Consider the following 16,452-nt stretch of genomic DNA (forward strand, 5'->3'; position numbering starts at 1 on the left):
AAAAATGAAACTTCCAATCAACGACAAAAAATTTCTCTTTCTTCTTTCGGCAATCACAATTGTGGTTGCCTTAGAAGTTTTATCCATCATCGGCATACATATACCAATGCCTTATGCACCTTTTGTTTTCGCCATTTTCATTTTAGGCATTGGCTACAATGTTTTATGGAACGGAGTAAAAGCAATCTTCAAACTCAAATTCAGCAGCATTAATTTATTAATGACAATTGCCGTAATAGGTGCATTTTATTTGGGCGAATACCCAGAAGCAGCAGTAGTAATAGTGCTATATGTTTTAGGCGAACGCTTAGAAGATATTGGCATTGAAAATTCAAAATCGGCATTAGATGAATTGGTAAGCAAAGCACCCAAAACAGCATTTGTAAAAACAGAAAACGCAAATGTTGCTATTGATAAAATTGCAGTCGGCACAATCATTCAGGTAAAAGCAGGTGAAATGATACCGCTTGACGGCAAAATTATTTCTGGCGAAACAATGGTTGATGAAGCCGCCATAACGGGCGAACCCATTGCAAAAGACAAACGCACAGGCGACAATTTGTTTGCAGGAACGCTAAACAAAAATGGTTTTATAGAAATGAAAACAACCAAACTTTCTGTTGATACCACTTTCTCAAAAATCATTCGACTAACTTTTGAAGCACAGGGCAACAAAAGTGAAACACAAAAATTCATTCAACAATTTTCAAAGTATTACACACCGTCAATTATTGCAATGGCAATTTTAGTTTTTGTCATTCCTGTATTTGCAATGCAATTAGATTTTAACCATTGGTTGCAACAAGCCATTACACTTTTAGTAATCGCTTGTCCTTGTGCATTGGTTATATCCACACCAGTGGCAATTTACGCAGCCATCGGAAACGCATCAGCAAAAGGAGCATTGGTAAAAGGCGGAAAATATATTGAAGCATTAGCAAGCATCAAAGCAATTGCATTAGACAAAACCCGAACCATCACTTTTGGAAATCCTATTGTTTCAGATGTGTTTCCGTTAAACGGAACAAGCCGAGAAGAATTGTTGGCTTGCACCGCAGGAGCAGAAATATTTAGCGAACACCCATTGGCACAAGCGATAGTAGATGCAAGCAAAAAAGAAGGATTTGAACCACACAAAACCGAAGGTTTCAAAAGCATTATGGGCAAAGGAGCAACCGCAAAATGTTTGGTGTGTGAAGACGAAACAATTTATGTAGGCAAGTTAGATTTCATAAAAGAACATCAACCCGTTGACAAAGAAGCCGAGAAAATTGTAGCAGAACTTTCAGCACAAGGCAAAACAAGCGTAGTAGTAAGTTTTGGCGAAGGTGTGGCAGGTGTTATTGGTTTAATGGACGAAATAAAACCCGACAGTGCAGCAGCATTAAAAGAAATAGAAGCAATGAACATAGAACCTATTATGCTTACAGGCGACCACGAAAAAGCAGCAAACTATGTAGCCCAACAAGTAGGCATCAAAAAAATATTCGGAAATCTTTTACCCGAAAACAAAGCTGAAAAAATTAAAGAACTTTTGCAACAATATAAATTTGTAGCAATGGTAGGCGATGGCATAAACGATGCACCAGCATTGGCACAAAGCACCATAGGCATAGCAATGGGAGCAGCAGGAAGCGACACAGCAATTGAAACCGCAAACATTGCATTGATGAATGATAAACTTTCACTCATCCCTTTTTTAATTCGGTTAAGTCAAAAAACATTACGCAGAATAAAATTCAACACCATCGGAGCAATAGCGGTAAAACTTATATTCATTACACTTGCATTTATAGGTTACAGCAATTTAGTTTTTGCCATAGCAGCAGATGTAGGAGTAACACTAATTGTAATTTTGACAAGTTTAAATTTGATGAAATTTGAAAATACAATTGCAAGCAATTGATACGATAAAAATTTTCTGTAAAAAAGAATTTCCTTTAAATTTGCTTCACAAAATCAAATCAATATTTACTAACCCAAAAATAATTTAATTATGGCATCAACAACTGAAACTGGTCACGCAAAGAATGTAGCCAACTTTGAAGACCTAATCTCATTCTGCACTGGATATGGTGCAAGCTACAACCCAAGCAAAGCAGCCATAGCAATAGCGGCTTTATCAACCATTCACACCAACGCTTTAGCAGCTTTGGCAAACATTAACACACTACTTCCTGCCTACACCAATGCCATCAACGCAAGGGAAGCAGCATTTTCACCATTGAGCAAACTTATTACAAGAGTAGTAAATGCAGCCGATGCAAGCGATGTGAGCAAACAAGTAAAAGCAGATGTAAAAACCATTGCACGGAAATTACAAGGAAAAAGAGCAACGCCTAAAAATGATGCACCTGCACCAAATCCATTAGCACCAGCAGAAGAAACCACCAAAAACATTTCAGCATCACAAATGAGTTTTGACCAACGAATAGAAAACTTAGACAAACTCATACAACTTTTGGCGGCACAACCTGCATACATTCCAAACGAACCCGAATTAGCCGTTGCAGGACTTACAGCAACCCTAAACACAATGCGGACAACAAACACAACAGCCGTAAACGCATACACACCAGTAAGCAATGCAAGAATAAATCGTAACACTATATTATATGCAGAAAGCACAGGACTGGTTGACTTAGCAGGCGATGTAAAAAGCTATGTAAAATCCGTATTCGGTGCTACAAGTCCACAATACAAACAAGTAAGCGGACTAAAATTTACCAAAGTAAAGCCATAACAAATAGCACACGACTAATATTAAACAGGTTTCTCCCTCCCTATTTTTGGAGAAACCTGTTTTTATTTGAGAAAACAACTACTTAACTTTATAAAAGTTAAACTGCAACAAGTTTATTGCTTACTGACAACTGAAAACGAGCAACTTTACTTTAGAAAAACAAAACTGCAAAGTAGAAAAATGCAACTGCAAAAAGAAAACAACATAATTACAAAAGGAAACAGCATACTGCAAATTAAACAGACAGTGCATCTAAAGCCCACGCCTTTGCACTCACATTTGCGTTTGCCACCCCACACAGGCAAACGCAGCAAAAGCAAAAGAGAGTGCAAGCAACCGCACGGGGACAGTGCATTCATACCCGACAAAACCCAACCAACACCACTTCGGACAGACAGAAGGGCAGCTGATAACAGCACATTTGCAATAGGCGGGGTTCCGTTCTCCGCAGACAGTTTAGTGGTAGCCGAAAGTTTTGTGCTCCGTATAAAGTTCAGTGGTAAAAATCCCGCCCATCGCAAATCTGCAAAACGTTATAAGCAAAGCGGTCCGAAATTCATTTCATACTTTCGTTCAGTCAAAAACCTTACTTGAACAATGAAATAAATTGGACATTTGAATAACAAATAAATTCCTAAATTTGACGAATGGGGAATTAGCTTAATTGGTAAAGCCAGGGCACCGAATTATAATTGACCACCTCAATGACATTGCCCAGGATGTAGGTTCGAATCCTGCATTCTCCACAAATAGAAAATGAAACAATCAAAGGCGTACAAAGATTTCAAGGAACGTACACAGGAAATTTTCAATTTTGCAGTCCTTGTAACTTTAAGTGTTCCGGTCCTAAAACAAAACATCAAATTATTCAGCGACAAAAAAATAAAAAGACTGCCTGACCCTGATTATTTTGAGCCTTCAGTAGTCTACGAAATTAGCCAAGACACAATTGATACTCTAATTGAAAAAGGTTTAGAACTAGAAAAAGCTGAGAAATTAAAAAGTTTAATTGACCTTCCATTAAATAGTTCGGAATTTAAAATCAAAGTAATTGATGCAATTGGCGAAACCGACTATAAAGCAAACAGAAATGAAATTAAGCGACAATCAAAGAACTATGCAGAAAATATAACGAACTGCACAACTAACTATCAAGCCAAATTAGCGTCTTATCTCTATTTTTCAACATTCTCTTACTTTGAAGCATTTATAATGGACATCGCCATTGAAATGACAAAGAGTATTAGACCATTTGACAGAGAAAAATATGTAAATGAATTTCTGCAAAATCAGGATATAATTTCCGATATGGTTAAACTAGACAAGGAGTTTGACCCAAGAAAAATTAATAGATATAAAAAGTTCTCTACAAAACTCCAAACACAAGGATATAGAGACTCAGAAGAACTTATTTTTGCTTCTCTACTTGACATTTACAACAATAAAATAGAAAACTTAAAGGCGAATGAAATTCCTGTCTTTTTAGAAAAAACATTAATGTTTAAAATGACAGATGATGAATCTAATACTTTTCACGTCATAAGAGGAAACAGAAACACAATTGGACATGGTGCCAAACATTTTAATCCTAATTTAAATGATGTTATTAAGGCTAATAAATTTTTCAAATCACTTAGTGACAGAATTGACAAGCACGTGACTTACTATTTTTTTAAGTTAAAAAATTACAAGGGCGAATGAAACCAAATACCGGGAAGTGACAAGCAGGGCGTGACCGCTCAGCTTATAACAGCGGCTTAGCGCAATGTTTTATTTGGGGCGGACAGAAGGTTTATTAACGGATTACCTTCCTCTGAGTTCCTGCTACAAAATATTGCAACATACTTTCGGTAATAATTTGTTTATTTGTTGCAATATTTTTGGCTGACGGACACTGCTCCGAAAGCCCCAAATAAAACACTGCGTTAAGCCGCAAAACGTTAGCAGTAATTTTTTTTTATGTGCTTAATTTGGATTTTTTGTAACTTTGGGTAAACGAAGAAAAAGCGATGAGCACAACCGAAATAAAAACTGAAATTCAAAAGGTACTGGACAATGTTCCTGAAAGTGTGTTACAATCTGTTTTAGATTATCTTAAGAGTATTATTCATACTGAGACAGACAGCGTTAAAATGGCTAATAATCTTAGACAAATTCTTACTGAAGACAAAGAACTTCTTCAAAAATTGGCTGAATGATTACACTGAATGAAGTGATAGCCATTCACGAAGTGCTAATTGACAAATTTGGAGGTACCCAAGGTTTAAGAGACAGCAACGCCTTAGACGCTATTATTAACAGACCACTCGCTACTTTTGACGGAAAGGAATTATACCCAAATGTTGTTGATAAAGCAGCCGCAATCCTAGAAAGCACTTTAATAAACCACCCATTTATAGACGGAAATAAAAGAATTGGTTATGTATTAATGCGACTCATTCTTATGAATCAGGGATTTGACATTTCAGCAACTCACCAAGAAAAATATGAACTTGTTATTGAAGTTGCAGAGGGAAAGCAAAATTTTGAGGAAATTAGAAGTTGGATTTCTGCTCACATTGAAAAGCACGTTTGAAAAAATCCAACTGCTAACAGCAGCTTAACGCAATGTCTTATTTGGGGCGGACAGAAGGTTTATTAGCTGATTACCTCGCTCCTAGTTCGTGCATGAAAATATTGCAACATATTTTTCGGTAAAATTTTGTTTATTTGTTGCAATATTTTTGGCTGTCCGATAGTGCTCCGAAAGCCCCAAATAAAACACTGCGTTAAGCCGCAAAACGTTATGTGCAATAAGCGCAGGTGACTGAAAATTAAAATAATATCATATTAAATGTGAGCAACCAAAAATTCAATATTAATCTCCTTAGCATTCAATGGTTAGACAATTTTGACGACCCAGACGACAGATGTGCTCACGGCAAAATTCTAGTAATAATTGACAATGAAGTAGTGGCTGACAATTCAGACGAACCAAATGATTGGTGGACACTAAGTGCGGCATCATTACATCTTCTCCGAACATTGGAAAGAAATCATACAAAAACCTCTCCTGTTGCCCCTTGCTTAATTCCGGGTGAAGGCCACCATATTGATCATCAGGAAGACAGTCCTATAGTTCATATAGAAACAGTATATCCCATTGTCAAAGGTGTAAATTGGTGGGTGACGCATTCAGACAAGGAAGTTCATCTTGATACAGCAAGCGGTAATTCTATAACAGTTCCATTTGAAGTTTACAAGCAACAGATATTATCATTTGTTGACAAAGTTGAAGCGTTTTATAAAAGAAGTAAGCCGAAAAATTTACCAAACATTAAATATGACAGAGACGCATATATTAAATTTTGGGCTGAATGGAAAAAAATGCGCGAAACTTGGAATTAGTTCTTGTATTGATAAATAACCATTGTAAACCTACGTAGCGCTTACTGCACATAACAGCGGCTTAGCGCAATGTCTTATTTGGGGCGGACAGAAGCTTTAATAACTGTTTACCTCGCTCCAAGTTCGTGCATGAAAATATTGCAACATATTTTTCGGTAAAATTTTGTTTATTTGTTGCAATATTTTTGGCTGACGAACAGCACTCCGAAAGCCCCAAATAAAACACTGCGTTAAGCCGCAAAACGTTAGCAGCAAAGGGTTCTAACGTTTTTAGAAATATTTCCGGTTGACGATTTATCAGTTGGTTTCATAATCCCTTTGCTTTTGCAGTTTTTGTTTTTGTTTCTCCAAGCATTGCGTGACGATTAGAACTTGACAAGCACTATTTGACTTTTAGAACTTGGACGAATTTGCGTAAACCCAAACTTGACGTTTGACTCGTAAATTTTGCTTGTGTTTGTTTGCTTGGTTTGTTTGCGTGACTCCCACAGTTGACGTTTGACTTTGAAAGTATTACTTAGGCTAAACTTAGCGTTGTACTTGACGTGTAGAAGTTCTAAAACTTTGTGAGACAATTATGGCGTGACGATTACTGTTGAAAGTTGGACTGCAAAAGCGCTGTATGCGTGGCGTGAACCCTCAGCTGCTAACAGCGGCTACCAGATATATTTTTTTTGGGCGGACTGAAGGTTTAATAACTGTGAAGCTCGATTGAAGTTCGTGCAAAAAAATATTGCAATATATTTTTCGGTAAGTAATTTTTTTATCTTTATTGCAATATTTTTAGCGGACTGACAGTGCTTCGAAAGCCCAAAACAAAATCCATCTGGTAGCCGCAAAACGTTAGCAGCAAGCTCTTAGAATGAAACAACTCCTAGGAATATTTTTGTTAAGCTTAATTGGGTGTTCTTCAGAGAACACCCAAACAAATATTCCCCGAACCAAACTAAAAAATGACCTTGCCGAAAATCTTGTCAAACAGAAAGATTCCATTCGATTTGACCAATTCATATTCGGTAAATTTTGCGGAGAATGTTCTGGAATATGCGCACCCATATACAAATTGTCAACTATTGGTAATGCTTCGACTTTATGGGTTGATCTAACTAATGATTACTTTAGGAAGGGAAGTAATTTAAAATATTCTACAAATGCCTCAAGTGCCGATAACATTAGTATTGCCTACAACTTAATGTGGAACTTACCCAAAGAGTTTGTAGAATATACTTCTACCGACAGTACATACGGCTGTCCTGACTGCACTGATGGTTGCGGAATTTATATTGAATTTCGAAGATCACTAATTGAAAGTAAGCCCAAAAGGTTTTTAATTGACCTGCATCGACACGAAGGTATTTCAAGTGAAATATATAAATACGGACAAACTGTAAATACAGCAATCAATAAACTTCGGAATTGAGCCAGCTGCTAACAACGGCTTAGCGCAATGTCTTATTTGGGGCGGACAGAAGGTTTAATAACGGATTACCTCGCTCTAAGTTCCTGCTACAAAATATTGCAACATATTTTTCGGTAAAATTTTGTTTATTTGTTGCAATATTTTTGGCAGACCGACAGTGCTCCGAAAGCCCCAAATAAAACACTGCGTTAAGCCGCAAAACGTTATTGGCAAGTTGATTTGGAAATTTTCGTTACCTTTGGAATATTAAAATAAATGACAATGCTAGTTGAAAGAACAACCAATAATCAAATAACAATTACTGTCTCTTCTTCAGTGGACAGCTTTGGACTACAAAGAGTAATCGATTATGTGAAATATCTAGAAGCAACTTCCAAAAGCAAAGCGAAACAATCTGACATTGACAAGCTTGCAGACGAAGTTAATGCTTCTTGGTGGACTAAAAACCGCAAAAGGTTCATCAAGTGAAGCTAATCGTTGATGCAAATATTGTATTCAGTGGTATTCTGAACTCAAATGGAAAAATTGGAGACCTATTAATTAATTCTAAAAAAAAGTTAGACTTTATTGCGCCAGATTTTTTACGCACCGAAATTTATAAACACCATTCAAAGCTTTGTAAAATTTCAAAAATGACACTTGAACAAGTGCGAGAAGCTGAATTTCTTATTTGTAAGGACATTAACTTTATTTCAGCAGAACAAATAAAAAATTCACATTGGTTAGTGGCAGAAAAACTTGTTGCAGACATTGACCCAAACGACACTCACTATATTGCATATTCAAAACATTTTAGATGTAAAATCTGGAGTGGAGACAAAGAACTTATTCGAGGACTTGCTAAAAAGGCTTTACCAATTTCATTTCCACAGAAGAACTTTATAAACTGAGATAGTCTTGGCTTGAATTCTATGATTAAAATTGCGATATCAACCAGCCAATAACAGCTTGCAAGCGAGATGTCTTATTTGGGCGGACAGCAGGTTTATTAAGTTTGAAGCTTGAATATAGTTCCTGCAAGAAAAATATTGCAATATAATTTTAGGTAAATAATTTGTTTAATTTTATTGCAATATTTTTAACGAAACGACAGTGCTTTGAAGGCCCAAAATAAAACACCTCGCCTGCAAGCAAAACGTTATATGCAAGCGCATCGGAATGCCGAAAACCTAACGAATCAACATTGAAAAAAGTAATATTTATAATCGGAATTTTTGGACTGACAATTTTCATTGGCTTTTATACGAAGCGAAAATTTTATGACTCAAGACATAAACTTGATAATGCAAAAATTGAAGTAAAGAATCTGGCCGACAAAGACGAAATTAAAAATGGTGACTTAATTTTTCAAACTTCACTCTCAGGACAAAGTAAAGCCATACAACTTGCTACAAAATCACAATATTCTCACTGCGGACTGATTTACAAAGACAACAACAGGTTTTTTGTTTTTGAAGCCGTTCAACCAGTTAAACTAACTCCTTTAGACAAATGGATTGCGCGAGGACAAGACGGAAAATTTGTAATTAAGCGACTTAAAAATGCTGAGCAAGTTCTTACTTCCGCGACACTTCAAAAAATGCGACAAGTTGGTGACAAATTTATTGGTAAAAATTACGACCTTATCTTTGAATGGTCAGATGATAAAATTTATTGCTCTGAACTTATATGGAAAATATATCAACGTGCGACTGGACTCGAGATTGGGAAACTTGAAAAACTTAGTGATTTTGACTTATCCAATCCAGCAGTTCAAAAGAAAATGCAAGAACGTTATGGTGAAAAAATCCCAACAGACGAAATTGTTATTTCACCAGCAGCAATTTTTGACAGCGAATTATTGACTACTGTGAATGCTAACTAGTGACAACCACTGTAGATGCGCCAGCATATAACAGCGTGCAAGCAAGATGTCTTATTTTGGGCGGACAGAAGGTTTAATAACGGATTACCTCGCTCCTACTTCCTGCAAGAAAAATATTGCAATATAAATTTCGGTAAGTAATTTTTTTATCTTTATTGCAATATTTTTGACGAACCGACAGTGCCACGAAAGCCCAAAATAAAACACCTCGCTTGCACGCAAAACGTTAGCAAAGGGTTCTAACGTTTTTAGAAATATTTTCGGTTGACGATTTTTAAGTTATTTTCATAAACCCATTGCTTTTGCAGTTTTTGTTTTGTTTTCTCCATGCATTGCGTGACAATTAGAACTTGAAAAGCACTATTTGACTTTTAGAACTTGGACGAATTTGCGTAAACCCACACTTGACGTTGGACTCGAAAATTTCTACTTGTGTGTGTTTGCTTGGTTTGTTTGCGTGACTCCCACTGTTGACGTTTGACTCTGAACTTTTTACTTATGCTAAACTTAGCGTTGCACTTGACGTGTAGGAGTTTTAAAACTTTGTGTGACAACCATAACTTGACGACTACTTTTGAAAGTTGGACTGCAAAAGCGCTGTATGCGGGGCGTGAACCCTCAGCTGCTAACAGCGGCTACCAGATATATTTTTTTTGGGCGGACTGAAGGTTTAATAACTGTGAAGCTCGATTGAAGTTCGTGCAAAAAAATATTGCAATATATTTTTCGGTAAGTAATTTTTTTATCTTTATTGCAATATTTTTAGCGGACAGACAGTGCTTCGAAAGCCCAAAACAAAATCCATCTGGTAGCCGCAAAACGTTATAGCCAATGGCAGGAATAACCGAACATAATCATTGGCACTGTTCTTCGACTAATATTCATTCACAACCTTATGTTTATCAATATCGAACTCTTTAAAAATTAAGAATCCATTTTAAATTTCTAATAAACAGAATGCTATCAACTCTGATTTTTTATCTTTTCATATAGCTTCACCATAGATTTCAAAAGTTCGACCGGAGAAGTTAATATCTGATAATGATTTTGACCAAACATTTGAGGTAAATAATACTTTGCCTGCGCTTCAATAGCCAGAGCATAAGCATTAATGTTGTCTTCTTTTAACTCGCGCAAAGCCTGCTTAACATCGTTAATACCATACTTGCCCTCGTACTTATCAAAGTCATTTGGCTTGCCATCAGACAACAGAACAACCCATTTATTCTTAGTCTGTCGTTTACTGAGTAATACTCCTGAATGCCGTAACGCTGCTCCAATTCTTGTATAACCATCAGGCTCAACAGCACCAATTACATTCTTGGCAATGTTCCATTCTGTATCAAAATCCTTAAGCGTTTGATAGGTAGCATAGTTTCTTGTTTTTGAATAGAAACTATTTACAGAAAAATCAACATTGAACTCATTTAGTATTTCTCCAAACAAGATAGAAACCTCTTTTTCTACATCAATAATCCGGCTGCCATCAGCATATCCGTCACTTGATAAACTTACATCCAACAAAATAAGAATGGATAAATCTTTTTCTTTTTTTCGATTTGAAATGTAAATATTTTCCGAAGGCGTATGCCGTGTATGCACATCAACAAACAAGTCAGTAATGGCATCCATATCAAATTCATCACCTTGCGTTTGCCTACGTTGCTGTTGCATTTTGTTATTTACATTTGTTAGCATTTTGCGCAAGCCAATTAATGTAGTTGTATTTTTGGTTACAGTGTTTTTATAATAGTTACTATCGCTTTTAAGTAACGTAGTAGGATACACTTTACAAAATTTTTCCTTGTAAGCATTCTTCGAAAAATCCCATTCATTATATTTTAAATGATACCCTTTTTCATCAACTTCTGAACTTTCAGAGATGGTGGTATTTTCAATAAAATCGGCTTGATAAACGGAGTGAGCAGTATCGTCAACACGAACTGTAAACTTCATATTTAACTTGTCCAGAGCCTCTTCATGATCTTTCAAATCATCCTCGCCATCAAAGTCACGCCACACTCCATCAAACTCTTCGGCAGTATCCACCTTTTCAAAATTATGGGTAAGCACATAATCTTCCTGCTGCTTTTTATCTATCGTAAGACTAACTACTTCTTCAACAGCTTTTGCTTTTATGGTTGTAAGCGCTTTTTCAATAGTTGCTTTTTTAGTAGCCTCCGAAAAATTCTCTAATGGTTTGGCGTTGTTATCCTTAGCAGCATTCAACATCCATTTTCCATAAAGCCAGGTGGTGTCAACAGGTTGTTTTTCCGTCTTTAAAAGTTGAAATTCATTTAAAAAAGATTGATGCCATTCTTGCGTAACCGGATATTCCTTAAACAATTCATCAAGAATAACAGCGGAATTATCCAGTGCTTTTTGTTGCGATAATTCAAGGTTTGATTGTTCGCCCGGTAGCCAGTTCAGGTTTAATTTACTTTGTACGGATAAATAAAGAATACGAAAAAAATAAAAATTATTGTTCTGGATTTTTGATTTACAAACAGAAAATGAAGCAGGTAAAAAAAAGGAGTTGTTCTTATATCCGCCTTCTCTTTCTGCCTGAAAAATTTCAATAGAATGCCCGGTAAGTGCTCTCGAAAGTATGGTTAACTTCTCTTTGATATCATCCAAAAAGACGGTTCTTTCCAATACTTCGGCAGGTTGTTTCTTGTTCTTTTTTAAGTAACCCGAAACCTTACCATACAAGTATTCATCTAATGGCATCGTTATATAATTAGGTTACACAAATCAGCCAAAGCTTCAATAATTTGCAACTCATCGGTGAGCGGTTCAACAATGGCAACGCGTGCTGCAAGTCTTTTTGGCAAGCCTGTATAAATAAGTTTACCTGCATCAACTAAGAGCCTTGTAGAAACCGTTTCAGTTAAACTAAGCTCTGTTAAGTTTCTGATTTTGTTTGCAATGGTTACCAGTTTTTTTGCATCATCAGCATCAACATTGGTTTCATTAATGATAATCTCTGTTTCAATAGCTGCTTCTGGATAATTAAAAGACAATGCAATGAAACGCTGACGCGTTGATGGTTTTAACTCTTTAAAGCCGCGTTGATAGCCCGGATTAAATGAAGCCACCAACATAAAATCATGATGTGCTTTATGGGTAATTCCTAATTTGTCAATATATAATTCGCGCCTGTGATCGGTAAGCGAATGTATGGCCACAATCACATCAGGACGGGCTTCTGCTATTTCATCTAAATAAATAATTGCACCCTCTTTTACAGCTAGCGTGAGTGGCCCATCAACCCAAATGGTTTCGGCACCTTTAATTAAGTAGCGCCCAATTAAATCTGTTGAAGATGTTTCTTCATGGCAACTGATGGTAATTATATTTTTACCCAACGTATGAGCCATGAACTCTACAAAACGTGATTTACCCGTTCCGGTTGGACCTTTAATTAATATGGGCAACTGATTTTGATAAGCATGTTTAAATACCTCAATTTCTTTGCCTGTTGATTTGTAATAAGGAACAGTTACCATAGCTTCAATTAAATCTGTTACAGCATTCATACTCGTTTAGTTTAACAACGATTTTTCAATTTCAATAGCTTTTGGAAAAAGGATATTGTTTTCAAGATGCACATGAATATGTAAGTCTTGTTCAAACTCATCCAGCTTTGCATACAACGCTTTAAACGTGTTACAAGCCCATTCGGGTGGAGTATATTTATTACTTATCAATGCTATCTGTTTCAATAAATCGCCAACGGTTTCATGCTCATGTTCCATCATATTGATAGGATTAACAACCGTAACAAAATGTGGTGCAGACCAAACTGTTTTTTGTTTTTGAGATGTAACCAAATATTTAATATAAGGGAAAAGAATATTTTCTTCTTTATGCATATGGGAAGTCAGCTCTTCGGCCACCGTTTTAAAAATCTCATATATTTTAACCACTGCAGGCTCAGCAGCACCATGCACATTAGCAACCTTAGTTGCATACTGATCAATAAGATCAATTGCCTCTACAACATAAACGTGATGCGTATTAACGATATAGTCAATCAGGAAATCCAGTTCCCAGTTATTGAAATTTTGTGATGGCAATACTTTACTGTCGATGTTATTTAGGTCTTGCAAAAGTGTGTTTAAATCAACATTCTTTTTTTTGCAAGCTTTTTCAATTGACACCCCTCCACCACAACAAAAATCAATTCCATGTTTTTTAAAAACATGTGCAGTTTTAATATTTGATGCCACTACATCGGCTACTTTTTGTTCAGATAAATTCATGATTTATATTTTTTATTAGTTATATATTCCTATAAATTTCTTATCACTTTTTGGTCTTACGATAAGCATTAAGTAAGCCCAGTTCTGTGTCTTAGATGCACTTGACGATTCTAAATATTTGATAGTGCTTGATGCAAATAGTTGACTATAACCGGCCTGTAATGAAATGTTTTCATTAAACACATAGCCACCTGTTAGGTCTAACTCAGCTCCAAGCTGTTGGCTCAATACATCATTTGCGTTATACACATTAGCATTGGTTAAAAAATAATGCAAATCTGTTTGAGCAAACCATTTCTTATTCATGTCATAACGAAATTTCAAATACAAATCGTTAAGACCCACTGAGTTTTCAAATCGTCCGCTCACGTAAAAATAATCCATATAACCATTGTACATGTGATTAGTTCCATACATTGGATTATAAGAATTATTAGTGTTAGCTGTGTTATTAGTGTTGGTTCCGCTTAACATTTCAACTCCAAGGGTAACCTTAAAAGTAGATATTTTCTCAGCATTTATATCAAATGTTTGTGCTCCCTGAATGCTGATATCATAACAGCTTAAATCTCTATTGTTTACATCTTTTCCTGTTTGGTAATAGGCAAAAGCCGACACCAAATTATTTTTCATAAAACTATATTTGATAGTTGGTAAACCAATAGTTTGTGAATACCTAACTGCTCTATGACCGGTTGTGGTATCTTGTTTTCCATTGTTCCAAAACAAAATCGACAATTCTAGATCATTGTGTTTATAATTATACCAAAGCATTTGGGCAGTTTTATATTGATTTGCAGTTTTATAATAATCACCGCCATAAATAGTTTCAGCATCTTGATTATATCCTCCACCTATATGAAGTTTATGATCGTTTTTAGAGAATTTCAATAAGGCAAAATCATGGGAACGAGCTTGCATAGACCAATCAACATTGCCTAAAAAACGAGAGTTATCATAAACTAACTCTTGTCTTCCTATTTTTACACTCCACATGGTATCAATAGGAATTTCAGCCCAACCTTCATGCATCGACAATAAATTGTCGGTAGCGTTAAGTTGCGAAGTACTTCCCCAGGTTCTTACATCTTGAATACTAGCAAAAAGCTTAACGTATTTGGTGTTGTAAGTAAATTGAAATCGTAATCGCTGGCTAATAAAAGCTGATGGATCAACAGTATCCGGAATTAATTTGCCATATCCATGTCTGTATTCAACACGTTGAACTAATTGCCCATTGAATTCAAATTGAGCTGTAGCACTGTTTTTAAACACCAATCCCATAAACAGTATTGCAATAAATTTTAGTGATGTTATTTTCATTTGTTAATTTCATTGATAATTATTTCTACAGTTTCTTTATTGTTTACACCTAAACCTTCTTGTTGATGAATTAATTCACCTTCGGTATTAAAAACACTTATGATATTTGAGTGCGAAAAATCCATAGGTGCTATTTGTTTGTATTTTACTGCCAGCACATTTGCAAATTCTTGCACACTGGTTTTTGTTCCTTGTAAAAATGTCCAATGCGGAGCATCCATTTCATTTGCAATTGCAAATGCTTTTAGCCTTTTCGGATCATCAACTTCGGGATCAATACTTACCAAAGCAAAGTTTAACTTGTTCAATTTATCTTTTGGCATTTGACTCTCAATATTTCTCATGTCGGCCACTAAACGTGGGCAAGCCACTTTGCAACTGGTATAAATCATCACCATTACCAGTACTTTTCCTTTAAGTTCGCTTAAGGTAATGGTATCGTTATTTTGAGTATGCCAGTTACCTGTTAAATTGAAAATGGACTCGCCAGAAAAAGTATCAGCAGTGGCTGTTTTCTTTTCAAGATCAGCATCTGTTTTGGAATTAGTACTGCATGCATTAATGCTTAAAAAGAAAGCTATAAAGAGCATTAATTGTATCGTTTTTCTTGCCATTCTAGTTGCTGATAATTGAATCTTTAACACATCTAAAACCTAAGTTCTGGATTGAGAAATTTGCTTTTAAACTTCCTCTGAAGGCATAGCGCATAAAGGCTGCATAATTCATTAAATCAGTGGCGTTTATTGAGCCGGTTCCACAAAACAAATTTTGATCTGTTTTTACATCATTCCTGGATTCTCCTGTTAAAAGAATTGAACTAAAATCGCTTGTCCATTCCCAAACCAAACCGTGTAAATCGTAAACACCCCAATAGTTTTTAAAAGTTTGACCAATAGGATTTAAACTTGTTTTTGGCTTTTCATACCAATCTAAAATATATTGATTGTATGACTTCACTTGACGAGCATCTTTCTTATCTTTATTTGCCATTGCTACATATTCCCATTCATCCACTGTTGGCAATCGTTTGCCTTGACATTCACAATAAGATTTTGCAGCATACCATGATACATTTGTAATAGGACTGCTGGGCTTCATTTCATCGCCAATAGTGGTATCGTTTTTCCAACGAAATAAGTAATTGTCATCAGCAAAAATCTTTTTCACATTTGATTTTCTCCAGCGTTTATTAGTTTTTGCAAAAGCTGCAAAATCAGCATTAGTAACCGGTAATACATCCACCAAAAAATCATTGATAACAATTAATTGTGAGTCTCTTCCATATAATGGCACATAATTGCCACCTTTAATCTTTGCCATAGTTGCAGTTACTCCAAATGTGGTATCATTTGGAGTAACCACTGCTATTTCTTTATTGTTTTCAATCATTTCCAAATTCATTTTCTTGTTTGAACAAGAAATTATAAAAATGAAAAAACAAAAGGCAGGC

At 35.7% G+C, this 16,452-nt stretch carries 17 protein-coding genes and 1 tRNA gene; 12 read left to right on the forward strand and 6 right to left on the reverse strand.

Translation table 11 applies throughout. The features are described from left to right. Positions 1-4 precede the first annotated feature (4 nt). From IPP32_14200 to IPP32_14255, 12 genes are all read left to right on the forward strand, one after another. Positions 5-1,906 (forward strand): cation-translocating P-type ATPase, encoded by a 1,902-nt coding sequence (locus IPP32_14200; GenBank protein ID MBL0049234.1) that lies wholly within the window; start codon positions 5-7, stop codon positions 1,904-1,906. A 90-nt stretch (positions 1,907-1,996) separates the two neighbouring features. Continuing rightward, positions 1,997-2,743 carry a hypothetical protein gene (locus IPP32_14205; GenBank protein MBL0049235.1) on the forward strand — a complete coding sequence of 249 codons (747 nt, stop codon included), beginning with the start codon at positions 1,997-1,999 and terminating at the stop codon, positions 2,741-2,743. Positions 2,744-3,100: 357 nt separating this feature from the next. Next, positions 3,101-3,337: a hypothetical protein gene (locus tag IPP32_14210; protein ID MBL0049236.1), complete on the forward strand. Its 237-nt coding sequence runs from the start codon at positions 3,101-3,103 to the stop codon at positions 3,335-3,337. A 55-nt stretch (positions 3,338-3,392) separates the two neighbouring features. Next, a tRNA-OTHER gene (locus IPP32_14215) sits at positions 3,393-3,489 on the forward strand. Between the two features lie 10 nt (positions 3,490-3,499). Next, positions 3,500-4,444 carry a hypothetical protein gene (locus tag IPP32_14220; protein MBL0049237.1) on the forward strand — a complete coding sequence of 315 codons (945 nt, stop codon included), beginning with the start codon at positions 3,500-3,502 and terminating at the stop codon, positions 4,442-4,444. Between the two features lie 308 nt (positions 4,445-4,752). After that, the gene (locus IPP32_14225; GenBank protein MBL0049238.1) at positions 4,753-4,941 is read left to right on the forward strand and encodes a hypothetical protein; all 189 of its coding nucleotides are present in this window, start codon (positions 4,753-4,755) and stop codon (positions 4,939-4,941) included. Further along, the gene (locus tag IPP32_14230; protein ID MBL0049239.1) at positions 4,938-5,318 is read left to right on the forward strand and encodes a type II toxin-antitoxin system death-on-curing family toxin; all 381 of its coding nucleotides are present in this window, start codon (positions 4,938-4,940) and stop codon (positions 5,316-5,318) included. The genes IPP32_14225 and IPP32_14230 overlap by 4 nt, the downstream gene beginning before the upstream one ends. 260 nt (positions 5,319-5,578) lie before the next feature. Next, entirely contained in the window at positions 5,579-6,130 is a 552-nt protein-coding gene (locus tag IPP32_14235; protein MBL0049240.1) for a hypothetical protein, read from the forward strand. 862 nt (positions 6,131-6,992) lie between these two features. Continuing rightward, positions 6,993-7,550 (forward strand): hypothetical protein, encoded by a 558-nt coding sequence (locus IPP32_14240; protein ID MBL0049241.1) that lies wholly within the window; start codon positions 6,993-6,995, stop codon positions 7,548-7,550. 261 nt (positions 7,551-7,811) lie between these two features. Next, the gene (locus tag IPP32_14245; protein ID MBL0049242.1) at positions 7,812-8,018 is read left to right on the forward strand and encodes a hypothetical protein; all 207 of its coding nucleotides are present in this window, start codon (positions 7,812-7,814) and stop codon (positions 8,016-8,018) included. Beyond that, a complete protein-coding gene (locus tag IPP32_14250) occupies positions 8,015-8,440 on the forward strand; it encodes a hypothetical protein (protein ID MBL0049243.1) in 426 nt (141 codons plus the stop codon). The genes IPP32_14245 and IPP32_14250 overlap by 4 nt, the downstream gene beginning before the upstream one ends. Positions 8,441-8,733: 293 nt before the next feature. Then, on the forward strand, positions 8,734-9,414 hold the full coding sequence (locus IPP32_14255) for a YiiX family permuted papain-like enzyme (GenBank protein ID MBL0049244.1): 681 nt from the start codon (positions 8,734-8,736) through the stop codon (positions 9,412-9,414). A gap of 963 nt (positions 9,415-10,377) precedes the next feature. On the opposite strand, the gene IPP32_14260 is transcribed toward IPP32_14255, so the two are convergent. The 6 genes from IPP32_14260 to IPP32_14285 are packed head-to-tail and all read right to left on the reverse strand — an operon-like array spanning position 10,378 to position 16,391. Beyond that, complete coding sequence (locus IPP32_14260) at positions 10,378-12,150, reverse strand: VWA domain-containing protein (protein ID MBL0049245.1); 1,773 nt, start codon at positions 12,148-12,150, stop codon at positions 10,378-10,380. Next, positions 12,147-12,923 (reverse strand): CbbQ/NirQ/NorQ/GpvN family protein, encoded by a 777-nt coding sequence (locus tag IPP32_14265; GenBank protein MBL0049246.1) that lies wholly within the window; start codon positions 12,921-12,923, stop codon positions 12,147-12,149. Before IPP32_14265 ends, IPP32_14260 begins: the two co-directional genes overlap by 4 nt. Before the next feature lie 36 nt (positions 12,924-12,959). Then, a complete protein-coding gene (gene ric, locus IPP32_14270; GenBank protein ID MBL0049247.1) occupies positions 12,960-13,679 on the reverse strand; it encodes an iron-sulfur cluster repair di-iron protein in 720 nt (239 codons plus the stop codon). A gap of 15 nt (positions 13,680-13,694) precedes the next feature. After that, a complete protein-coding gene (locus IPP32_14275) occupies positions 13,695-15,002 on the reverse strand; it encodes an alginate export family protein (GenBank protein ID MBL0049248.1) in 1,308 nt (435 codons plus the stop codon). Then, positions 14,999-15,592, reverse strand: coding sequence for an SCO family protein (locus IPP32_14280; GenBank protein ID MBL0049249.1), 594 nt, complete (start codon positions 15,590-15,592; stop codon positions 14,999-15,001). Before IPP32_14280 ends, IPP32_14275 begins: the two co-directional genes overlap by 4 nt. A gap of 25 nt (positions 15,593-15,617) precedes the next feature. After that, the gene (locus IPP32_14285) at positions 15,618-16,391 is read right to left on the reverse strand and encodes a formylglycine-generating enzyme family protein (GenBank protein ID MBL0049250.1); all 774 of its coding nucleotides are present in this window, start codon (positions 16,389-16,391) and stop codon (positions 15,618-15,620) included. Between the last annotated feature and the right edge of the window lie 61 nt (positions 16,392-16,452).

The organism is Bacteroidota bacterium (assembly GCA_016721765.1).
In the GTDB taxonomy this organism is placed as follows: Bacteria; Bacteroidota; Bacteroidia; order UBA4408; family UBA4408; genus UBA4408.